22 protein-coding genes and 1 pseudogene are annotated in these 22748 nt (G+C 34.4%); 3 read left to right on the top strand and 20 right to left on the bottom strand.

Annotated elements, in window-relative coordinates:
• Positions 1 to 348 precede the first annotated feature (348 nt).
• On the top strand, positions 349 to 1506 hold the full coding sequence (locus I6751_RS05315; protein WP_196591575.1) for a TAT (twin-arginine translocation) pathway signal sequence: 1158 nt from the start codon (positions 349 to 351) through the stop codon (positions 1504 to 1506).
• 115 nt (positions 1507 to 1621) lie between these two features.
• Here the strand turns inward: I6751_RS05315 and I6751_RS05310 are convergent, their stop codons facing one another.
• Together I6751_RS05310 and I6751_RS05305 are read right to left on the bottom strand one after the other, a co-directional pair.
• The gene (locus tag I6751_RS05310; RefSeq protein ID WP_196591574.1) at positions 1622 to 2287 is read right to left on the bottom strand and encodes a class I SAM-dependent methyltransferase; all 666 of its coding nucleotides are present in this window, start codon (positions 2285 to 2287) and stop codon (positions 1622 to 1624) included.
• Positions 2288 to 2521: 234 nt separating this feature from the next.
• Positions 2522 to 2650: a DUF1847 domain-containing protein gene (locus tag I6751_RS05305; protein WP_231038028.1), complete on the bottom strand. Its 129-nt coding sequence runs from the start codon at positions 2648 to 2650 to the stop codon at positions 2522 to 2524.
• A 128-nt stretch (positions 2651 to 2778) separates the two neighbouring features.
• Between I6751_RS05305 and istA (I6751_RS05300) the strand changes: the two genes are divergently transcribed.
• Together istA (I6751_RS05300) and istB (I6751_RS05295) are read left to right on the top strand one after the other, a co-directional pair.
• Positions 2779 to 4158, top strand: a complete 1380-nt coding sequence (gene istA, locus I6751_RS05300; protein ID WP_330998196.1) for an IS21 family transposase — start codon at positions 2779 to 2781, stop codon at positions 4156 to 4158.
• Complete coding sequence (gene istB, locus I6751_RS05295; protein ID WP_196590412.1) at positions 4148 to 4903, top strand: IS21-like element helper ATPase IstB; 756 nt, start codon at positions 4148 to 4150, stop codon at positions 4901 to 4903. Before istA (I6751_RS05300) ends, istB (I6751_RS05295) begins: the two co-directional genes overlap by 11 nt.
• A 208-nt stretch (positions 4904 to 5111) precedes the next feature.
• Here the strand turns inward: istB (I6751_RS05295) and istB (I6751_RS05290) are convergent, their stop codons facing one another.
• The 18 genes and pseudogenes from istB (I6751_RS05290) to I6751_RS05210 form a co-directional block, all read right to left on the bottom strand.
• A complete protein-coding gene (gene istB, locus I6751_RS05290; RefSeq protein WP_231038027.1) occupies positions 5112 to 5882 on the bottom strand; it encodes an IS21-like element helper ATPase IstB in 771 nt (256 codons plus the stop codon).
• Positions 5869 to 7428, bottom strand: coding sequence for an IS21 family transposase (gene istA / locus I6751_RS05285; protein ID WP_196599003.1), 1560 nt, complete (start codon positions 7426 to 7428; stop codon positions 5869 to 5871). Before istA (I6751_RS05285) ends, istB (I6751_RS05290) begins: the two co-directional genes overlap by 14 nt.
• Before the next feature lie 126 nt (positions 7429 to 7554).
• A complete protein-coding gene (locus tag I6751_RS05280) occupies positions 7555 to 7704 on the bottom strand; it encodes a hypothetical protein (protein ID WP_196599002.1) in 150 nt (49 codons plus the stop codon).
• 124 nt (positions 7705 to 7828) lie between these two features.
• On the bottom strand, positions 7829 to 8491 hold the full coding sequence (locus I6751_RS05275; RefSeq protein ID WP_196590410.1) for a helix-turn-helix transcriptional regulator: 663 nt from the start codon (positions 8489 to 8491) through the stop codon (positions 7829 to 7831).
• A 379-nt stretch (positions 8492 to 8870) separates the two neighbouring features.
• Positions 8871 to 9040: pseudogene (locus I6751_RS13900) on the bottom strand (IS256 family transposase); the annotation flags it as partial.
• 139 nt (positions 9041 to 9179) lie between these two features.
• Positions 9180 to 10325 (bottom strand): UDP-galactopyranose mutase, encoded by a 1146-nt coding sequence (gene glf, locus I6751_RS05270; protein WP_196590409.1) that lies wholly within the window; start codon positions 10323 to 10325, stop codon positions 9180 to 9182.
• A 1-nt stretch (position 10326) separates the two neighbouring features.
• Positions 10327 to 10902, bottom strand: a complete 576-nt coding sequence (rfbC, locus tag I6751_RS05265; protein WP_196590408.1) for a dTDP-4-dehydrorhamnose 3,5-epimerase — start codon at positions 10900 to 10902, stop codon at positions 10327 to 10329.
• 1 nt (position 10903) lies between these two features.
• Positions 10904 to 11821: an NAD-dependent epimerase/dehydratase family protein gene (locus tag I6751_RS05260; protein ID WP_196590407.1), complete on the bottom strand. Its 918-nt coding sequence runs from the start codon at positions 11819 to 11821 to the stop codon at positions 10904 to 10906.
• Complete coding sequence (gene rfbG / locus I6751_RS05255; RefSeq protein WP_196590406.1) at positions 11821 to 12876, bottom strand: CDP-glucose 4,6-dehydratase; 1056 nt, start codon at positions 12874 to 12876, stop codon at positions 11821 to 11823. Before rfbG ends, I6751_RS05260 begins: the two co-directional genes overlap by 1 nt.
• Positions 12869 to 13651 (bottom strand): glucose-1-phosphate cytidylyltransferase, encoded by a 783-nt coding sequence (gene rfbF, locus I6751_RS05250; protein ID WP_196590405.1) that lies wholly within the window; start codon positions 13649 to 13651, stop codon positions 12869 to 12871. Before rfbF ends, rfbG begins: the two co-directional genes overlap by 8 nt.
• A gap of 31 nt (positions 13652 to 13682) precedes the next feature.
• Positions 13683 to 14648, bottom strand: coding sequence for a DUF4422 domain-containing protein (locus I6751_RS05245; protein WP_196590404.1), 966 nt, complete (start codon positions 14646 to 14648; stop codon positions 13683 to 13685).
• 10 nt (positions 14649 to 14658) lie between these two features.
• Positions 14659 to 16581, bottom strand: a complete 1923-nt coding sequence (locus I6751_RS14025; RefSeq protein ID WP_196590403.1) for a DUF4422 domain-containing protein — start codon at positions 16579 to 16581, stop codon at positions 14659 to 14661.
• A 16-nt stretch (positions 16582 to 16597) separates the two neighbouring features.
• Positions 16598 to 17329, bottom strand: a complete 732-nt coding sequence (locus I6751_RS05235; protein ID WP_196590402.1) for an ABC transporter ATP-binding protein — start codon at positions 17327 to 17329, stop codon at positions 16598 to 16600.
• Positions 17330 to 17353: 24 nt separating this feature from the next.
• On the bottom strand, positions 17354 to 18133 hold the full coding sequence (locus I6751_RS05230) for an ABC transporter permease (RefSeq protein ID WP_196590401.1): 780 nt from the start codon (positions 18131 to 18133) through the stop codon (positions 17354 to 17356).
• Complete coding sequence (locus I6751_RS05225) at positions 18126 to 18896, bottom strand: DUF4422 domain-containing protein (RefSeq protein ID WP_196590400.1); 771 nt, start codon at positions 18894 to 18896, stop codon at positions 18126 to 18128. The genes I6751_RS05230 and I6751_RS05225 overlap by 8 nt, the downstream gene beginning before the upstream one ends.
• A complete protein-coding gene (glf, locus tag I6751_RS05220) occupies positions 18896 to 19996 on the bottom strand; it encodes a UDP-galactopyranose mutase (protein WP_196590413.1) in 1101 nt (366 codons plus the stop codon). The genes I6751_RS05225 and glf (I6751_RS05220) overlap by 1 nt, the downstream gene beginning before the upstream one ends.
• A 30-nt stretch (positions 19997 to 20026) precedes the next feature.
• Entirely contained in the window at positions 20027 to 21427 is a 1401-nt protein-coding gene (gene wbaP / locus I6751_RS05215; protein WP_196590399.1) for an undecaprenyl-phosphate galactose phosphotransferase WbaP, read from the bottom strand.
• Between the two features lie 76 nt (positions 21428 to 21503).
• Positions 21504 to 22733: an O-antigen ligase family protein gene (locus I6751_RS05210; protein WP_196590398.1), complete on the bottom strand. Its 1230-nt coding sequence runs from the start codon at positions 22731 to 22733 to the stop codon at positions 21504 to 21506.
• Positions 22734 to 22748 lie beyond the last annotated feature (15 nt).

Below are 22748 nucleotides of genomic sequence, written 5' to 3'. Positions count from 1 at the left end.
CCCCTCAGCCGGCTGCGCCGACAGCTCCCCTGGAAGGGAGCCTTTGGGTCAGCAACTCTATAACATGTTGGAAAAACACTAACTACATTCCGGTGCCCCAAAGAAAGTCGTCAGTATCATTATAAACTTCGAAATACACCTTGCACTTTGTCCGCCCATAGAATAACAGGGAACTGCTTCAACGACGGTAATTTGCACCTTACTATCCGACACAATCAAGAAATATTTCATAAAACATTAATATAACCGTAATATTACACATTACCAACTGGAATATAATAAACGAAAGCTATCAGATTTAACTTTTCCAGTTATTATTTTATTTTACATATTTAGGAGGAAATCATTGTGTCAAATGTAAATCCATCAGGATTATCACGCCGCAGTTTCTTAGAAATATCTGCCGGAACCATAGCCGGAATGGCTGTTCTAAGTATGCCGCATATATCTTTTGCCGCCAGCAGTAAAATAACTTCTACCCCACTTGCCAAATGTCCTGAAAAACCAGATGATGCTGTGAAGCTTTCCAATATGGTCAATGATGGCTGGCACAGACTACTGGACGACGCCGACAGCATTACCGATACAGATCTTAGCCGAAATGTTAAAAAAGTCTTAAATGATCCATCCATGACTTTTATGCAGCAATATGATTCTTCCAATGACGTTCAGCGTATTTACACAAAGCTTCTGGATAATGGTCTTATAGATAAAAATAAAATAACTGCCGAAACGCTTTTCCCCCCGCTTAAAAACCCAATGAAACCGCCACAGCCATTTATCACTGCTCCCGGCAGCGGCTATGACAGCCACCATGCCTACCCAGGTGGTCTGGTAATGCATACTTTGAATAATACAACAATAGCCCAAGGCATATGTAAATCATATTCAAATAATTTTCTTTATGACGTCAATTATAACACGGCTATAGCTGGAGAAATATTACATGACATTGCTAAACCATGGGTATTCCAATGGCAGCCAAACGGAGCATCACTGGTAGAGCTGCCCATCGCCATGACAGGCTCGCATCACATATTCAGCCTGGCTGAATCCATTTACCGCGATTTTCCCCCCGACGTGATTGTGGCACAGGCCTGCGCCCATGATCATCCGGGAACGCCCCAGGATGAAGCATTAGTGGTCGGATGGCTCAAATCAGCAGCCTTTATTGCACAAAAAGATCCTATAAAGCTGGGGCTTTTAGCGAGCAACGGTGAAACACTCCCCCTGCCGCATAAACAGGAAGGATTTATCGTCCATCTTGGAGACCATGACTGGGTACTAAGTACTCCCGCTTCGCAAGAAAGTGCCGCCATGCTCCAGCAAATCGCAAAAAAAGAATACGGTATGAATAATGACGACATGAATAAAATCAACTTTAACAAATTCCGCAACTATATTGGCTCACAAATCAGTTTCATGTGCATACACCATGCTCTTTCCCAAGGAAATGATCCCTATCAGGAAGTTTTAAAAATCGTAAAACAAGTCATAACAGCATAATATCAGTTCACCTTAACCACGGCTTCCTTAACAATCTGCACAAATTCCAAAATTTCGTTTAAAAGCCGTTTTTCATTTATCATATAAATTTCTCCTTAATTGTCCAGTTTAGTTATTATGACTTTTTAAGCAAAACATGCCAATGCCAGCCACATGAATGCAAAGTTCCTTTATTTATATAGTCTTCTATATGCTGTAATGAAATCATATCAAAATCGACGCACAATTCTTTAATTAACTTTAAATCTGCATAAAAATGCGGAATTCCATTTTCCGGCCCATCCTCCAGACGTATTTTCGTGTTCTCATCAACGACCGGCCAAGGTTGTGTAAATCCCCACGCATTTTTAGAACCGAGTGTCAAATAACATTCTCCATTTTTTTTCATAACACGCAGAATCTCTGAAAGTATTTTTTTTACACCTTCCGTATCAGAATGTGATATAACATTTCTGCATAAAATACAATCGAAGCATTCTGATTCATATGGCAATTTAATCATGTCGCCGACACTGCATGTTACTGACAATTTTTCCTTTTTCATCCACTCTTGCGTTTTAGCAACAGCATAAGCACTTAAATCAAACGCCCATACAGCAAAACCATTTTTTGCAAAAAGGACACTGTGTCGGCCGAGGCCACAGCCAAGATCAAGGAATTTATCCTTACTCTGCTTTTTCCAACGATTAATCAAATAATAACTTTCAACTGCCGGTTCTTCCCAATACTGCCTGCTGGTATTATCCACATTTTCCCATTGCCATGCTTTTGAAATTACCATATGTTACCTCACTATTGTCTGGCCTAAAAATATTCTCAATTAAAATTAAACATAACACACATATTATAATAATTACATATCAGCTTGTAAAATTAATAAAGCTGCCGCACGAACAGGATTAAACTCACAAAGATGCAATCCACCGTTTCCCGCCTTCCTAATGACGGACAAGTGTGTAATTGCATATTCATGAATGAAATCGCCGCGTGCGGCAGTTTTATTCACATATTCATCTTATTTTCTCAAAATTTCTTTCATACTTCTCCGTCGTCCATAATGCGCTTCTTCATTCAACCCGATACAAAAAGCCATCCCCAGTTTCTTATACTTCATGGCTTTAGCAAACTCAGCCGTTTCCTGCAACCGGGTTATAAATGCTAATCTAAAAGTGAGCCAATAAACGGTAAAATGCTAGCCCCAAAGTGAGCCACTTGAAATCCGCTTCTGATCGGGATATTCTCGAATCAGAGGTGATCGAGGTGGTCATAACCGTGAAGGACTACAAAGAAATACGCCAGAGATACCTGAGAGGTGAAAGCCAGCGCAGCATTGCCCGAGCACTCCATCTATCCAGAAACACAGTGGCAAAGTACTGCACTGGAGCCGCAGTGCCATGGGAGCGCAAGATAACAGAGCGTGCCCCCGTGGCATTAACGGCCGAAGTCGTCACTTTTATTCAGCAATGTCTGGCAGAAGATGAGATTCAGAATGTTCATAAGCAACATCACACCGCTAAGCGAATTTATGATCGCCTAGTAGCGGAACGCGGGTTTACCGGTGGAGAATCTACTGTGCGCGGGAAAGTACGTGAATTGAAGAAAACTGTTTCCAATGCTTTCATTCCGCTGGCTTTCTCACCGGGAGAAGCACTTCAGGTTGATTGGGGCGAGGCAGTCGTATACATAAATGGCGTTAAACAAACGATCCATCTGTTCTGTGCTCGACTATGTTTTAGTTGCATGCCAATAGTGTTGGCTTATCGCCGCCAGAACGAGGAAAGTTTTCTTGACGCCTTCGTAAGAACATTTGCACAGATCGGCGGTATTCCGGAGAAAGTCATCTTCGATAACGGAAAAGTGGCAGTGAAAGATGGCTTTGGCGCTCATGCGAAAAAGCAAGCCGGCTATACGGCGCTAAGTGCCCATTACGGTTTTGATGCTCTGTTTTGCAATCCAGCAGAAGGCCATGAAAAAGGGCTGGTGGAAGGGCTTGTAGGCTGGGCTCGTCGCAATATTTTGGTCCCAATCCCACGAGTTTTTGCTCTTTCGGAATTAAATTCCCGCCTAGCGGATCGGTGTAAAAATTATGGTGATCACCAAATTCAAGGTAAAAGCGCCCTTGTAAGAGACCTTTTGCAGGAAGAACAAGCCGCTCTCAGACCCCTTCCTCTCTATCCCTTTGAAACAGCCAAATGTAGCAGTGTTCGAGTAACATCACTGTCCACAATTCGTTTCAACACCAACGATTACTCAGTCCCGGTTGACTATGTGGGGCGCACTGTCGGAGTGAAGGGATATGCGCAAACAGTAAAAGTATATTTAGGTGGCAAGCTGATTGCTTCTCATGAACGTTGCTTGGGAAAACATCAGTCGATATACAAGTTAGAACACTACCTCCCGCTACTGGAACAGCGGGGGCGAGCGATCCTCAATGCTGCTCCCGTACGGCAAAACCTGCCGGAAGACGTTTTTAAAGAGCTTCGAACCCATGCCAACGATCCCCACGAAATGATGCGCATTTTGCGTCAGCATTGCAATCTTCCCCAACAGGAAGTTCCCGTCATTACGGATGTAGTTCTGGTACAATCTGTGGACCTGAAAAGATACGATTTGCTTGGCGGCGGGAAACAGGTGATCGCTTATGGACATTGATCCTATCCGCGAACAGATACAGCTATATGCCAGACAGTTAAAATTGCCTACTTTTACAAAGTACTCGGATGTGTTGAGGCGAGCGAGTTCTCATGCTAGGTTTGATGAACTCTTGCTGGAATTAATGAAAGCAGAAAGCATTCAGCGGCAAGAAAACCAAAACCGCAAACGGCTAAAAACCGCTGGCTTTCCCTATACCAAAACATTGGAAGAACTAGAGTTATCCCGTTATGGTGGCCAGATTTCCAACGTATTTGTCAATGAGCTTGCCAGCTGCCGCTTCATCGGTGAGAAGAAGAATGTGGTCATGATTGGCAATCCCGGCCGAGGAAAAACGCATATGGCCATAGGGATTGGGCTGAAAGCCTGTGCTCTAGGCATGAGCGTGTTGTTTAAGAATGCGGCCACTCTGTCTACGGAGTTGGCTGAAGCGAAAGATCACTATAGCCTTGGTAAGCTAGAAAAACGGATTCGTCAGGCATCCTTGCTTATTCTGGATGAAATGAGTTATGTGAGTTTTGACAGATTCCAGTCAGAGCTGTTATTCAAAGTGGTTTCCGACCGTAGTGAGCGCGGCAGCATCATTGTTACGACGAATTTAGCATTTTCTCAATGGACGGAGTTATTTGAGAATACGGCCATGGTAGCCGCTCTGGTAGATCGGTTGACATTCAAATCCTATGTTTTAGATATGAATGGCGAATCTTACCGTCTTGACCAGACCTTAAAAGCTCAACGACTGTAGTAGCTGGCTCATTTTCAAGCTAGCGTTATGTGGCTCACTTTTAAGCTAGCGCGTGGCTCACTTTTGAATTGACAAACGCAACCGGGTAATATTGCTATAAAAGGTTCCTGAGTATTTCGGCTCTTAAGGGCCAGTAGACCGTTTAGTTTTGGCCACCCTTCCGGAACTTAAAGGCCATAGTTCCGGATAAAGGCAACCGTTTTAATCTTTATTCTGTTTTATCGTTTAAACCATAAATTTCTCGCATGGATTTGTTATGTTCTGAATCGATATAGTCTATTTCTATCGTATATGAATCATGAACGATGCGATCTAGTATAGCATCGGCAATCGTTGCTTCACTGAATTTCTTACACCATCCGGCCGGAGCAAATTGTGAACAAAAGATAGTTGAAGCCTTTTTGTGTCGGGCATGGACAATTTCCAGTAAGTCCCTTGCTTCCGTTTCTTCCAGCGAGGTTAGTAGCCATTCATCGAGAATGAGCAAACTATATTTTGCATATTGCTTAAGCACTTTCTTGAAGGTTCCTTCACCGCGTGCGAGAGCTAATTCCGCCAAAAGTTCTGGCAAGCGAATATATTTCACGGTGTAAAAATGTTTACAAGCTTCCATTCCCAAGGCACAAGCCAGAAAAGATTTCCCTGAACCTGTGGAACCCAAAATAATGATATTGTGTCTGTCATTAATATAGTCACAGGAAGAAAGCCTTTCGAAAAGCTTTTTATCCAGTTTTCTCCCGGACTGATAGTTAATATCTGCTATAAAGGCCTCGGGTTGATCAAATTCTGCATGTCGGATGAGCCGATGTAAACGATTATTTTTGCGGCTTGTATACTCTGTATCGACAAGCATGGCAAAACGATCAGTAAAAGAAAAACTTTCCATTGAATTGTCCTGCATTTGAATCCGGTATGCATCTGCCATTGTCGACATACGCATTTCAATCAGTTTGTTGATTGTCGCATCATTTGTCATCATGATGCTTACCTCCATAATAGGCGGCACCGCGGACAAAGGCATAGGATTCTTCAGTAGAAGCCGATTCCTTCGTTTTGGTCGATGCAGGGATCTTATCCTGTCCTGTTACAAGGATGTTATGGATCATCTTGTAGCTTGGCCTCGGTGTATAAGTCAGTGCCTTTTCACAAGCGTCTTCCAGACGTACTAGTGAATATTTATCTGCCAGTTTCAAAAGCCCCATACAACTTTTATATCCCTGCTGTTCTACTTTAAAAGAATTCAGAATGGATTTAACAGCAGTAGCTGTATGTGTTCCAATTTTTTCGGCCCAGTTGATAAAATTTTCTTTGTTCCAGTTGAAGTATTTCTGATGATCTTCCGGCATATGTGCTTCTACGGTGCTGTATTGACCGATACGGCCATGTAAACGTCTATGGGAACAAATACGATTGTCATGATAAAACACTTCGATCATATCTTTTGTTACGCGAACATCCACTTTTTGCTTGATGTATTCATAAGGTACAGAGTAAAATCGTTTTTCTATAGCAATATGATAGTTTGCTTGTACGGTGGCTTGCTTCCATTGTGCAAGTTCATATGGTTTCGCTGGTAATGGCAGTAGAAAGGATTTTTCTTCATCAAGGAATACGCTCAACCGACAGCTTTCTCTTTTTTGAAAAGGTTTTTGATTGAAGGCATCTAGACGCAGCCGTATTTCGTTATTTAGTTCTGTAAAAGAAAAAAATTTCTGATTGCGTAGCACGGCAGTAATCCAAGTAGATAAATTACCCACCGTACCTTCGACGCTTGGTTTATCCTTCGGCTTTCTGACACGAGCAGGGATTACAGCGGTATTGAAATGCTCAGCTAATTCATGGTAGGTTCTGTTGATTTGCAGAGTATACCAGTTACTGCGATCAACACCCGTTTTTAAATTATCTGGAATCAGCATTCGGGCTGCTCCACCGAAAAACCGATACATATGATTATGTGCAGTAATCCAACTTTCCATATCAGTTGAAGGAAAAGCTTCTGCATAAGCATACATGCTGAAAGGAAGCACACCGACAAAAATATAAGCTGGAATAAATTCACCCGTATCTCTATCGACGACACGTGCCGGATTTCCAGCCCAGTCAACTTCGATTTGTTCGCCTGGTTTTCTTGGAATATGCATGGTTGCACGTTTTTTTTCAACAAATTCTCTGTAATGAAAACAGAATTGAGAATACATTAATGGCAGCGCTTGCGCTTGATGACATTCTTCACAGAATTCTTTCCAGAGAAGCTTCAAGGTTACGCCATTACGCATCATTTCTTTGTCGATGTATGCATAATCTGGATATCGACGAGATGATTTGCGGGATATGTTTTTGGGAAATAGTAATTGTTCAAGGTCAGGATCGGTTATCTTTGGATCTAAGGGCCAGCATATTTTCGAAGTTGCCGCTTTGGTGATTACTTGAGAAACTCGATCACGAGAGCACTGGCAACTACGTGCAATGCTACGTTGACTGATACCTTGAGAGTGAAGCCGAAGAATTTCACGATACTGGGTCATAAAAATGACCTCCTGTACAATATATTTACACAAAATTCGTGTATGATTTTATTGTACAGCGAAATAGGTAAAATGGCCGACATTATCCGGAACTATGGCTCTAAAATCCAGGATAGATGGCTGGAGTTAACCGGACCGATGGCCTTTTGGCTTTGGAATATTCAAGGTTCCTTCTACATAAGCTGCTGAACGCATAATTTGCAGTTCTTTTTCATTATACGCATTATGGGCAGTTTCCAGATCGACTTTTGTACATTTACTCTCTTGGTTATACAAATATCCAGCAATTACAATAAGGCAATAAAAAAAGACATTGATATTGACCGATCAGCGCCCCTACTGTACTTTTATATAGACTTATATTACGCAATAATATTTTATCTGTTACCTTAAACAAAAATTACAGCTTATTATCCATGCGACGTTTGGCACGATTCAGGTACCTATAAAGTGTCGGCTCCGATACATCAAGTTTTTCTGCCAGTGCACTGACACTGCCGCGCAATAAAAAAAATCCGTCATTGTATAAATTGCTGACCAAATTCAAGCGATCATCAAATGACATCCTGACGCTCATATGCGCATATTCTTCAAACCTTGAAGCTATCATATTTTTGATCAAGTCATCTACTGAACCTTCCAAATTTTCCATTATGTCATCTTTTAAACTTTTTTTATTATCATAATTTACAAAAAATACTTCATCATCAATAACTTTTTTAAAATCTATCAATGGTGTGATATCAACATTTATACAAAGTACGCCGATTATCTTTTTTAACTCATTATAGATAAAATAACTTGATGAACGGCATACCTTATTACCTGTTCTCCCCTTATAATTCGCTATAAAAACTGTATGTTCTTTTTTACCTTTTTTCAAAATTTTAAGTAATAAATCAGTGATCGGGCCTCCGACTCTGCGCCCGCTTATATTGCCATTGGCTATTGCTATAATAGACTTTTCCGGAACTGTTAAATCATGAAGTACTACTTCATATCTATTACCTAATGCTTTGCCAAGGAAATCAACCAACGTGATATATTGCCTTAAACCTCTCACGCACATAACCTCTTTCCCCACTAATCTGACCTACACAAAACATTCCTTATAGAAATACGTGTCAAATATCTGCACAATAAAATATTTGACACGCATCTTTATATTCCTGCTTAGCTGCATTGGATAATGTCAAGCAAGGTTCACAAAAACCATCAACTTCCGAATCAAATCAAGTAATCTTTGATAATTGTAGTTGAAGCTCCATAATAATCTGGAAGTTAATATAAGAATGCCTCCTAAACCAATCTTTACTCTACTCAGTTAGATAGCTTATAACAAACCAGACGTAGAAATCCATACTGGAAAAATTCTAACAATTCCAATCTGGCACCAAATTCTCTATCTAATCGTTCCAGCAAACTCAATAACCTGATTGCTATCCCTGCTGTTCGTCACTCCGTTCTGATTTTTCGATACAAAGCTTGCTTTCCACTTCAGCTCCCATTAGACGTTCACAGAACCACTTGAGCATGAATCGCACTGAATCTTCATCTTACACAAATTTCATAACATTTTCTCAAAAAATACAGTAGAATTTTTGTAAGGCATCGATTTTTCATTTCTTGCTGGTTTGCTGGACACTTACCTTTTCGAAACTTTGATGGCTTTTCCCATTTTTGCTTTTGCGAACTTAATTATACTCTATCCATTATAAAATACAATTTATAAACATGACAAATCACTGCAATTATAGCATTATATGTTTGTATATTACCAAAGCACGTTCCAAAGCCTGATCCATATTATAATACTTAAAATCTGCTAACCTGCCACAGTAATATAAGTTCTTTATCTTATCTGCCCTATTTTTATACTTTGAGTAAAGTTCATTACTTTCCCTCGTCAGGACTGGATAATATGGTTCATTTCCAGCACCATACCTATACGCTTTTGGGTATTCAATTGCATATGTCGTGCCTTTTACATCCTGAACTGGCAATTTTTTATATTCCGTTATTCGTGTGAAATCTTTTTCCTGCGGATAAGCCACTACTGGAGCAGGCTGTTTACTGTCTGTTTCTTCATATTTCCATTTAAATTCCAGTGAACGATAAGGCAACGGACCTTCATCTATTTTAAAAAGCTCATCTAAAGCCCCAGTATATATAACTGGTATATTACAAATTTCTCCATCCAGTAATACTTTGTGTCTTTCTTCATCTATCAGCAAATGCCCCATCGCTTCCTTATTTAATCTAATATCTATATTTTCGTGATCAAGTATTTTTTCAAAAAATTTTGTATAAGAAATTTGTGGCATTACCTGATACCTATCATCAAAATATCCTGTTTCATATGAAAATCGTAGTGGAACACGTTTCAAAATGCTAGGGTCCACCTTGTCTGGAGAAATTCCCCATTGTTTTGCTGTATAAAGACTATAATCATTTTCAAATAGAAATTCACCATATTTCTTTATACTTTCATTCTCATGTCCCATTACTTCCAATACAGTAGCTGTCATTTTTTCTTTGAATTCACTTTTTATTATTTTTTTTAATTTTTTTGCCCCTGCCATTGTATAAAAATCGTCTATTGTTTGAAAATTAAATGGTGTAGGTGTAAATTTACCATTTATTTTAGCCATACATCTTAATTCATATGGCTGCCAGTCAGCATATTTACTAATATATTCATATATTGCTTTTTTTTTCGTATGGAATGTATGCGGTCCATATCTATGTATTAAGATACCATGATTATCAATAAAATCATACATGTTACCTCCAATATGGCTGCGCCTGTCCCATATAGTTACATGGCAGCCTTTTTCTGCCATATTTCTTGCTATAACAGCTCCAGTTATTCCACAACCGATTATAAGACAATCCAACTTAGAATCCCCCATAAGTTTCAATAAATTTATTAAAACTTTGCAGATTTTTATCTTTTTCAGCTAATATAACTTTTTCCTTACCGCCAACTTTTTCCAGTGGCCATTTTACATTGATATCTTTATCATTCCAAAGTATCCCATCATCATATTCTCCATAAAATTTTTCTGAACATTTATAGGAAACTATTGAATGCTCCAACACCAAATAACCATGTGCACATCCTGCGGGTACTAATATTTCGTTATGTTCTTCTCCTATGAGGTCAAATCCCAAATATTCCTTAAATGTCGGGCTGTTTTTTCTCAAATCCACAACAACATCATATACGTGTCCATATATACAACGAACTAGTTTAGGCTGCTGTTTTTCCCTCTGAAAGTGAAGTGCCCTGATTACTCCCTTGTGAGAAGTCGTATAAAATACTTCTTTTAAATCATATTTTATGCCATTTTGTTCAAAAACTTCTTTAGAGTAATCTTTGGTAAAGCAGCCTCTTATGTCATCGGCATTAAAGGGAGTTATTTCTATAAGTCCATCTATTTGGGTATGTTTGAATTCAAATTTTTGTATCATATTATTTTCCTACTTTCTTTATCCATTCCATTGTACGTCTTGTGCCTTCGGCAAAGCTTATTTGAGCTTTAAATCCTGTATCTTTTTCTGTATTAGTACAATCAAATTTTTCTATAGGCAGATTTGTACCCGTAAATGGTATATCTCCAAACATAAAAACCAAATCCGGTGCTATTGATTTTTTCATTTCCAGTAAAAATTCTTTTAATGGCCGTGCGGTAGAACTGCCTATTAAATACTCATGAAATGGTTTACCATTTTTCCCAATAAGATAAAATGCCCGCGCCACATCATCTATATATACAAAATCATAATTTTGCGTACCGGCAGTAAATTGTGGTGTTTCTTTATTTATACATTTACGAATAGTGGTATTGACCATTCGTGGACTTATTTCACCAACACCATATGCATTTGTTATTTCTGGCCAAATTAAATCAATCCCAAGCTTTGCAGCTACGCTCATACACATAATATGAGCAATAACTTTACCACCACCGTAAATATATCCCAATCCAGGACGATTCCCTTGTGTATAACAAGCTGCCATTGTCTCATGTTCCATGATACTACCCGCACATATAAATCTTTTACACCCCAATCCATGGGCTGCCTGAAGTGCTTCCACCGTCCATTGGGCATTTTGCAGTTGTAGTCTTGTGTCAGCTCTGGCCTCACCAGCACTGCCATCCCACGCGAAATGATAAAAAATATCATATTTTCTTTGCGGTAATTTATTTACAATATCTTTTATGCTTCCCAATTCTATATTAAATTTTTTCACCAAGGGTGTATTGGGAACGTTATTATCCCTGCCCTTCCTGCATAAAGCAATAACTTTCACATTTTGTGACGCCAGATATTTAACTACGGCGCTTCCTACAAAACCATTTGCCCCACTGACAATTGCTGTATTCACTACTGATTCATCTCCATAAAATCTTTTATTTCTTTATTCATTTCCACACAAATATCTTCATTTTGTAAATACACCTTAGTCCATTCTATAGTCTTTTCTATAGCTTTATCTATATGCCAATTAGGTCTCCATTTCAAATCATGTTTTATTTTAGAACAATCCAATTTCAAAAAATTTGCCTCATGAGGTCCGCCATCTGATATATTTTCCCATTTAGCTTTTCCCCATTTACGACAAAAAATATCTACTAACTCTCCTGTTGTTAAACAATCACACTCGTCTGGTCCCACATTATACCAACCTGATTTAATATTATCTTTATATTGTTCCCGGGCTATCAATAAATATGCAAACAATGGTTCCAGTACATGCTGATATGGTCTCGTTGAATAAGGATTTCTTACTACTATTTTCTCATTTTTCGATACAGCTTTGATACAATCTGGTATTATTCTGTCAGCGGAAAAATCACCACCTCCGATAACATTACCAGCCCTTGCTGTCGAAACAGCAATGTTTTTTTCAGCTAAAAAACTCGATTTATAACTATGGGTAATTATTTCAGAACAACTTTTAGAATTTGAATATGGATCAAATCCATCTAATGGTTCATTTTCCCGATAGCCCCATATCCATTCGTTATTTTTATATACTTTGTCAGTTGTTACATTCACAAATGATTTTACTGTTTCACTTTTACGAATGCATTCCAATACATTAATTGTCCCCATAACATTAGTTTCATATGTATATGCCGGATCTTTATAACTTTCACGGACTAACGGTTGTGCTGCCAAATGAAAAACTATTTCTGGCGCTGCTTTTTCAAAAGCCTTTTCCAAATTTTTTTTATCCCTTATGTCACCTATCACACTATTTATACCCTTATCAATTTTTGCTAATTCGTAAAGGCTTGGGGATGTCGATGGCATCAAACTATATCCTGTGACTTTTGCTCCTGCTATACTTAGTATCTTACAAAGCCAGCTTCCCTTAAATCCTGTATGTCCCGTTATAAATACTCTTTTATTTTTATAAAAACTCAAATCATGCATTCTTGCACCAAACTTTCCATGGTGCTTTTCCTGATTGCCACATTTCTTCTAATTTTTCTTTATCCCGCAGCGTATCCATGCACTGCCAAAAACCTTCATGCTTATACGCCGCTAAGTTCCCCTCTTCCGCAATGGTTTCAAGTGGTTCTCTTTCAAAAGTAGTCATATCATTTTTTATATATTTAAAAATCTGTGGTTCCAATACCATATAACCGCCATTTATATAACCAACATCATTTCTACTTTTTTCACGAAAAGATTTTATATTTACTCCTTCAATATCCAGTATACCAAAACGTCCTTCCGGTTTAACTGCTGTCATCGTGCATATTTTCCCGTGTTTTCGATGGAATTCCACTAACTTGTCTATCGGTACATCGCAAACACCATCACCATAGGTAAGCATAAATGTATTATTTCCAACATATCGTTCAATCCGCTTCACGCGTCCCCCTGTCATTGTGTTTAATCCTGTATCTACTACAGTTACCCTCCATGGCTCAGAACAATTATTATGTATGGTTATCTCATTATTATTTTTAAAATCAAACGTTATGTCACAATTATACAAACAGTAGTTGGCAAAATATTCTTTTATAATATGCTGTTTATATCCTGCACATATTATAAATTCATTGTATCCATAGTACGAATATGTTTTCATTATATGCCATAATATGGGCATTTCCCCTATTTCTATCATTGGCTTAGGTTTAAACTGAGATTCCTCACTTATACGTGTTCCAAATCCTCCTGCCAGTATTACTACTTTCATCTTTTTCCCTCACAATACTATAATTCTTATATTATTTCATTAATTTAAAATATATTTTTTTTATTATTTTTCTACGTTTTGATGCCTTTGGTAATAATATAAAACCTATATTTTCAAAATTTATTTTAAAAAAAATTAATATTTTTTGCAAATATTTTTTTACCATATTTTTAGGCACTTCTGTTTGATTAAAATAGACTAATTGTTTTTCTACTATTTTCACATCTTTTTTAGTTAGTAAATAATGTATATATATACCATATAGTATTTCACCCAAATACCCCATTGTTCGTTCTAATCCATCAAGATATTTACTATTTTTTAGTTTTTTTTCTAAATCAAACAATATTGTAAATTGAAATTCATTCATTCGCTGAAAATACACTTTTTTCATTACATAACAATTATAACCCCTATGCCATTTCCCATTTAAATATTCATTAGCTGCTTGAAAATATTCTGGACATAATTGCCTTATTGTTTTTAATAATATTGGAAGTACATTTTTATTTATAAACATGCCATCATGTGCACTCCAGTGTTCATATACAGTATTTATAAATCCTTTAGGTGTTGGTATATACTTTACATCTGCTATTTCATTTACAATTACATCATTTTTCTCTATACATTTACGCATTCCTTTTTCATTTAATAAATCGTATTTCTGTATAGCATTTTTATCTAAAAAATATTCCATAATTTGTTTTTGATTATTTGATTTAAAAATTTTTTTCGAAAATGTTAAAAATCTTCTATAGTGACATAAACCATAATAATCTGCATCTATATTTTTCCATGCCCAATACTGTACAGTAAATTCACAAAAACTATTACGCTTAGCTGAAATATTATCTCCAGTATTATCACCTAATATAGATATATTTTTTCGTTTATCATAAACAGCCCCACACCTTACTGGAACATATAATGAATTATTTATTTGCGTACTATTTATATCTATTCTATTTGATATAAAAATTTTTATATCAGCCAAATCTTTTCTCCTAATCTAATGAAATTTTATGATACATTTTTTTTAATATATTCCATTGCTTCGAATTGCGTGGAATAAAAAACTTCAATATCTCTCTTCGTCTTGTTTCTTTGGGAAAATATTTATCTACTATTTTTCGTGCAAAAGATAATTTATAATCATTATGATTTATCCTATTTGTTTCTAAAATTAGTCTTTGTATTATAATTTCATAAAAAGGGGTTCTCCTTGCCACTGTCCACCATTCTTCTGCTAAATCTATATTAGGATTATTCCACGGTTTTGGTTGTGCAGCCCAATGCAATAATTTAGGCCTTTCATACGCTTTATAATATTCCTTTTTTTCATATATTGGTGCATAATTATCTATACAGTTTTTCACAAAGGGTGAAACTGGTAAGTACATATTCCATTCTATGTTTAAAAATAGAATTTTATCCTCTAATAGTAAATTTAATACATCTTGCTCTTGTATCATAAACTTCTTGCTGGTAGCTAATTTTATAACTTCTTCTTTTGTAAAATTAGTTCTATATTTTTCAAGATCAAATAATATAACTCCTGTATTAACATAATTAAATGGATTTTTTATAGGAAAAGTTTTATGTATATATTCCCTTAGTGCCATGACTGCTCCATTATAACAAGCATGCCATACTATATCTTTTGCAATACCAGCAAAATTCGACTTTAAGTCAATTTCCATTAATTCAGCTATATCACATTTAGCAATTAAATCACAATCCATAACAATTGCTTTTGTATGATAATTTTTTAATATAAATGGTGCTAATATACGATAATAAGCCACTTCTGATTGAAATGATGAATTTATGTAAAATTTATTATCACCTAATATATTTGAAGCATTATAAAATCTTATTGAAATATTTTGATATTCTTTTACCATTTTATACATTATTTCTTTATTTTTTTCTGATATATCTTTTTCTAAAATTATAAAATCATAATTATTATTGTTATTCATGTTATCAATAACGGATTTTACAAAAACACATGCATATGGTACAAATTCATTGCTCGATCCGAATACAACAGGTATATCATTTTTATTAAATGCTGGAAATAATTCTTTTTGTTTTCCATTATTTTGAAAAAAAACTAAGTCTTTTCTAGCTATTTTATACTCTTTCTTCTCTTTTAGATATAAGCAAAAAATGCCAAATAGATGTTCTCCCATAAAACCTGGCATTCTTATTTTCCAAGAATTATAGTTTGTTGTATCCAAATTTGACTCTAATTCAAACAATACTCCAAATAAAAATTCACAAAAAACATCTAATAATTGTTTCTTCATAATAAAACAATTATAGAATTTTGCATAATGATTTGCAAAATATTGTTTTGTATACGAAGCATACTGCGGATATTTATCATAAATTATCTTTATTAATTTGTCTACACCATTCATATCGAAATCTCTATATCGTTTTTTGCATAATTCATATACATTTTCATGCGGTCCATCCCATGATTTATGAGTATCTTCTTCTGGTGTTATAATTAAGTCATATTTCTCTATCTCATTACGCATCATGTCTTCAGTCAGATTATATTTTTTCACCATATCTTTTGTAAGTCTAGATTCTGTAATAAATCCAGACTTTTTATCTGTACTATTTTTTTTATATTCGGAGTTAAACGATATAAATCTTCTATAATGACACAGTCCATAATAATCAGCTTTTACATTTTTCCAAGCCCAATATAAAACTGTTAATTCACAAAAACTCTCCCGTTTTTCTGAAATATTATCCCCAGTATTATCTCCTGGTATGGATATATTTTTTCTCTTATCATAAACAGCTCCACAACGGACAGGATAATATAATGGATTATCTATTACCTCACTATCTAAGTCAATTCGATGTGATACAAATATTTTTATATTTTTTTTGCTATTTAATTCCACTAATCATTCTCTCCCATTATATATTTTCATATGAATTACATATATTTTGAACGTCACCTATCATTTTCATTTGGCCATGATCCAACCACAATACCTTTTGACATATTTTTTTTACATCCGCTATATTATGTGACACTAATAATACAGTTGTACCATTATCCATCATTTTTCTCATACGTTTATAACATTTTTCCTGAAAAACAGCATCACCTACTGCTAATATTTCATCGATTATTAAAATATCTGCTTTAACCATAGTAGCTATTGAAAAGCCCAATCTAGCAACCATACCCGATGAAAAATTTTTTATTGGTACATCAGCAAATTGTTCCAATTCAGCAAAAGCTACTATCTCAGCAAAATTATTTTTCATAAATTCACGACTATATCCTAATACTGCACCATTTAGAAATATATTTTCTCTAGCTGTTAATTCCATATCGAAACCAGCACCTAGCTCAATTAATGGCGCTATTGAACCTCTAACTTTAATTTTCCCTTTTGTGGGAGCATATATTCCCGATATTAGCTTTAATAATGTACTTTTACCTGAACCATTTCTGCCAATTATTCCCCATGCTTCGCCTCTTTTTATTTGTAAATCTATATTTTTTAAAGCAAAAAATTTATTAAATTTTAATTTTCCCCTGCTTGCCATTATGACTAAGTCTTTTAATCCAGAAAACTGTTCCTGCACTAAGTTAAAACACATTGTTACATTTTGCACTTCTATAATATTATTTGTCATTTATTTCACCCATTGCAATTTATTTTATATATATAACAAGTAATTTTTTTGCAATTTTTTAAATACAATTCCACCTATGATTACTGCGGCTATGCTTAATTCAAAACAAAAAACTGTTGTGTGCAAACTTGGTAATGTATCATATAATACAATTTGGCGAAAATAATCTATAAAATAATATAATGGATTATATTGTAATATCCAGCGAATATTTTGTGGAACTATTGATATTGGATAAAATATTGGTGTCAAAAATGACCATGCTGTGAGCACTACTGAATACAAATGCATCATATCGCGCAAATAAACAGTAATAGCTGCGATAAACATACCTACCCCAACAGAAAACAACAATACAAAAAACAATGACAGAGGTAATGCCAAAAGTGTAATTTTAAAAGGAACTCCAGTTGCTTTCATAACAATAAAAATAGCCATTAAACTGAATATCATGGTAACGAAACTAGATAATACTCGTGAAATAGGAAAAATATACTTAGGCACATATACTTTTTTTAATAATGCTGCATTTTCAATAACAGACATCATTGCCATACTAGTTGATTCACTAAAAAAACCAAAAATAGTCTGTCCTATAATTAAATATAATGGATAATTAGGTATATCAAAACGAAACACATAAGAAAATACTAATGTCAATATCCACATCATTAATAATGGATTCATCAAACTCCATAAATAACCTAAAAATGAACGCCGATATTTTATTTTTAAATCTCTAGTAACTAATTCTTTCAATAAAAATCTATATTTGTACATTTCGATTATATTGATTTTACTCAACCTTATAACCTCTATCATAAAATTTTCTTTTTAGAAAAATAAAACCTTTTTTTAACCAATTTTGTTTCTCCATAAATGTAACATTTATCTCTTTATAACTTAATTTTTGATTATTTAACCAGACATCAAGTAATAATTCACTTATATAACCAAATACTCTAGCTTCTGTTTTATTATATCCAGATATGTCTATCTGACTTTCGAGTGCAAAAAGTATTGTAAACAGCCATTGACAATATCTATCATATTTATCTTTTTTCATAACAAACATATTGAACATATGTGCTGTTCTTTTATTCATTACTTTTTCAAAGCTTTTTTCATATTCTGGAAATAGTTGCTTTATTACTTCTCTTGTTTTATCTAAATCTTTTCCATAATGCGCATGAGCATAATGAGAATAATTTGTTTCAATATAATAATTTCTTTTCTTAGGAAGAACTATATCATATTGGTTTAACAAATTAACCCAATCTTTTATTTTCAAAACTGAATTTTTTTTATTCTTGAGTAGCGATTTTTTCGTAAAATATCTACGATAATGAACCAATCCTATGTAATCTGCCTCCAAGTTTTTCCAAGCCCAATATATAGCGGTCAATTCACAATAATTACGATTTTTATCAGATATATTCTCGCCTGTATCATCACCTTTAAAACCAATGTCTTTATTTAGTTTTTTTCCTGCTTGTATTGGCATATAAGCTTCATCATGCACAACCCAATAGGGCTTATGCAATGCAATTAATATTTTTATATTCATTAACCAAACTCTCTTTTTATTACATTTAACGCTCTTTCGATCACTTCATCCATATCATAATATTTATATTCGGCTAATCTGCCACCAAATATAACATTTTTTTCTGTTGTCGATAATTCATAATACTTTTTATAAAGCTCTTGATTTTTTTTATCATTAATTGGATAATATGCTTCATCGCCTAATTTCCAACTGACAGGATACTCTTTAGTAACATAAGTAACTGGCTGAGTACCAAATTCAAAATGTTTATGCTCGATGATACGAGTATATGGAACATCATAATCAGTGAAGTTCATAACAGCTACTCCCTGATAATTTTCAATATTAAATTTTTTAGTCTTAAACGTCAAACCTCTATATTCCAAAGGACCAAACTCATAGGAAAAATATTCATCAATTGGCCCCGTATAAACAAGCTTTTTTGCCATTTTTTTATAATAACTCTGATCATCATTAAAATTAATATTTAAATTTAGTTCACATTTCCTTAATAATTTGTTAATTATATTAGTATATCCACCTATAGGTATACCCTGATAACGATCCCGATAATAATTATTATCATAGGTATACCTAACAGGTAAGCGCTGAATAATAAATGCCGGTAACTCACGGCATTTTCGTCCCCATTGTTTTTCTGTATATCCTTTAATTAATTTTTCATAAATATCTGTTCCAACTAAACTAATTGCCTGTTCTTCTAAATTTTGAGGTGTATTATGAATTATAGCACATTGGCCTTTTATCTTTTTTGCTGCCTCTTTAGGAGTTATCACTCCCCACATTTTATTAAAAGTATTCATGTTGAAAGGTAAATTATACAGCTCTTTCTTATAATTTGCCATTGGAGTATTTATATAATTATTAAATTTTGCGAATTGATTCATATATTTCCATACTTTCTCATTTTCAGTGTGAAAAATATGCGCACCATACATATGGACATTAATACCATCTTTATTATCACAATAAACATTACCACCAATATGTTTTCTCTTATCAATTATCATACATGAATATCCGCGTCTAGTAGCTTCATATGCAAATACTGACCCAAACAAACCACTACCAATAATCATGTAATCATATTTTATCATTTTACCATTCACTTTCCAAAAGTTTTAAAATCAATATGCCCCACGCCTATTTATTACTGTAAATATCGTTTTATAAATTAAAACGATATCCATCCATATTGACCAATTTTGTATGTACCATGCATCCATTATCAGTCTATTCGAAAATGCTACTTCATTTCTGCCACTAACTTGCCATAAGCCAGTTATACCAGGCAAATTAGTAACTATAATATTAAAATAATCTCCCATAGCTTTCTTTTCTCTTGGTAAATACGGTCGCGGTCCCACTATACTCATTTCTCCTTTAACCACATTTATAAGCTGTGGCAGTTCATCCAAACTATATTTTCTGAGCAATTTACCAATTTTTGTTACCCGCGGATCTTCTCCTTTTATTTTATGATATGTTTCCCATTCATTTATCATTTTGGGATTTTTTAACAAATAGTTCTGTAATTTTTCATCGGCATTTTCATACATAGTACGAAATTTATAACATATAAATCTATTGCCATTTTTACCTATACGTTGTGCATTAAAAAAAATTGTTCCACTAGAATCAAATTTTATTGCTATAGAAATACAAATTAAAACAGGCATACAGACAAAAAATAGTGTATAACCAAATATTATATCAGAACTTCTTTTTAAAAGTTTATTATACCATCTGGACATATTATTTTTGATTTTTAACATCATTATCTTTGTATCATAAAGCTTCTGTATTTCCATATTTATTACTGGTGCACCAATTAAATCAGGAACAAACAACAAATCTTTTACCAACGGTTGTATACGATTCATAAGAACAAGTAATTTTTGCTTTTCCATCCCTGGTGCAGCAATAATAACCGTATTTACTTGTGTCAGTGCTATTATTTTTTCTGCTTCATCAATCCTACCTAAAACAGGATATTGCTCTGGTAATACTTTGGATATAGGTTTATCATCAATGAACCCAATAATCTTTATTCCCATACCCGTATCACATTCAAACTGTTTTACAATTAATTCGGCCGTTTTACCCGCACCAATTATTATCACAGGTTCCTGCATCAAATTTAATTCAAATAGAATTTTCTTAAAAAAATATCTATAGCTGCACAAAAAAATAAATGCCGCTATCCCCAATATTGCAACATATATACGAGACACACCACCGGCAATATGTCCAAAATACATCATAGTTATGCAAACCATTGTACTCAATATTGTTGAATAGAATATTTTTTTTATAACCTCCCAAAACGGCATTCTATTCACATATATGTGTGAATTATAAAGAAAAGCAATAAAAACAACTGGTACAAGAAAATAAAAATAAAGATTTGGTATGCCCGGCATAAAATGATATATCGATAAAAATCCCACTTGTTGCCGTAGATATACAGCAATTTTCTGAGCTGATAAAAGTGCCATATAATCGACCATCAACAATAATATCGGCATTATATAAGACACCGTATAATCAGCTTTATTAAGTTTTACCTTTTTACATACTATAGGATTCAATAAAATCAACTCGCTATTTACTTGATATTTTAATATAATGATTTAATGATAAATACATACCCGTAATCAACCAAAAAATATATGTAGGTAATTTAACAGAATGTCCAGAAAATAGTACATCTGTCATTAAATTTATAGTATACCCCAATAAAGAGAAAAAATAAGCTACCGCGATTACGTTTTTATCCCGTTTCCATGCCCGTATAACATCATAATATAGATAAACAAATAAGGAAAGTAAACCGATAGTGCCCACTATACCACTTTGTGCCATTGTATTTAGCACAGTATTGTGAGCATGCCATTGCACTTCCCTTGCAGTTGGAACTTTATAATTATCCTTATATTGTTTATAAAAATTATCCAGTCCTACTCCAAAAACAGGATAATCTTCAAACATCTGCCATGCAGCCCGCCACATCAAGATCCGTTCCCTGTTAGACTGATAGCCTGTATTAACATTAGTCGATACATTATCAATGGAATCAAATCTAGCCTTTAATGCCGGATTAAAATATACTGTTGTGAATATAATCAATAAAATACCTAAAACTATTGGAATTAATTTTACTTTATTTTTTATCCCCAAAAAAAATATTAGTGCACTGCATATACTAAGTCCGATCCAAACAATTCTCGTCCCTGCCAGCATAACGAATGGGATATTTATTAAAATAACAGCTGAATAAAAATATTTCAAAAATCGAGACACATTCTTAGCATATACAACAATAACCAATAGAATGGGCAATATTAACAAGTGTGTAGCTGATAAAAGCATAACATTGGAAAATAATCCTATAACACGATCTATTTTTATACCATAAAAGAACTGAAGTACGGCAATAATAGCGTTTATTGATAAACTAAATGCCACGCAAGAAAGCAATACTATTATCCTATGCCTATTTGCATGAAAGAAAAACACCAAAAAGAGCCCTGCCACTGGCGCTATATAAAGCGATTTATAAGCATTTAAAGCTATTGCTAATGACTGACCTCCACTACTAAACAGTAATGATACTAAAATCCCCAGTAAAAAAAAACCAACAAAAAAGATATGATGAGTCTCCAACTTAATTTTAGGCCGAATCAATATATATTTTATTAATCCTAATACAAAGACTATAACTATAAAATTAATCGGTATATCTATATAAAAAGTCAATGAAAAAATTAACAAAAAAAAGTACATCAATTTATCTAATTTCTCAGCAAATATTTCTTTTGATATTGTTGGCATACATTTCCCTCATTA

The sequence above is a fragment of the Pectinatus frisingensis genome (assembly GCF_015732285.1).
GTDB lineage: Bacteria > Bacillota > Negativicutes > Selenomonadales > Selenomonadaceae > Pectinatus > Pectinatus frisingensis.
Note: the sequence above shows the minus strand (reverse complement) of the source record. Positions and strands in the feature narration are given on the sequence as shown.

Bases quoted from the DNA above. Each gene is read 5' to 3' on its own strand.
- I6751_RS05310 (WP_196591574.1), bottom strand. From the start codon at position 2,287: ATGGTAATTTCAAAAGCATGGCAATGGGAAAATGTGGATAATACCAGC.
- istB (WP_196590412.1), top strand. From the start codon at position 4,148: ATGGACATTGATCCTATCCGCGAACAGATACAGCTATATGCCAGACAG.
- istB (WP_231038027.1), bottom strand. From the start codon at position 5,882: ATGATGACAAATGATGCGACAATCAACAAACTGATTGAAATGCGTATG.
- istA (WP_196599003.1), bottom strand. From the start codon at position 7,428: ATGACCCAGTATCGTGAAATTCTTCGGCTTCACTCTCAAGGTATCAGT.
- rfbC (WP_196590408.1), bottom strand. From the start codon at position 10,902: ATGATACAAAAATTTGAATTCAAACATACCCAAATAGATGGACTTATA.
- rfbG (WP_196590406.1), bottom strand. From the start codon at position 12,876: ATGCATGATTTGAGTTTTTATAAAAATAAAAGAGTATTTATAACGGGA.
- rfbF (WP_196590405.1), bottom strand. From the start codon at position 13,651: ATGAAAGTAGTAATACTGGCAGGAGGATTTGGAACACGTATAAGTGAG.
- I6751_RS05235 (WP_196590402.1), bottom strand. From the start codon at position 17,329: ATGACAAATAATATTATAGAAGTGCAAAATGTAACAATGTGTTTTAAC.
- I6751_RS05225 (WP_196590400.1), bottom strand. From the start codon at position 18,896: ATGAATATAAAAATATTAATTGCATTGCATAAGCCCTATTGGGTTGTG.
- glf (WP_196590413.1), bottom strand. From the start codon at position 19,996: ATGATAAAATATGATTACATGATTATTGGTAGTGGTTTGTTTGGGTCA.
- wbaP (WP_196590399.1), bottom strand. From the start codon at position 21,427: ATGCCGATATTATTGTTGATGGTCGATTATATGGCACTTTTATCAGCT.
- I6751_RS05210 (WP_196590398.1), bottom strand. From the start codon at position 22,733: ATGCCAACAATATCAAAAGAAATATTTGCTGAGAAATTAGATAAATTG.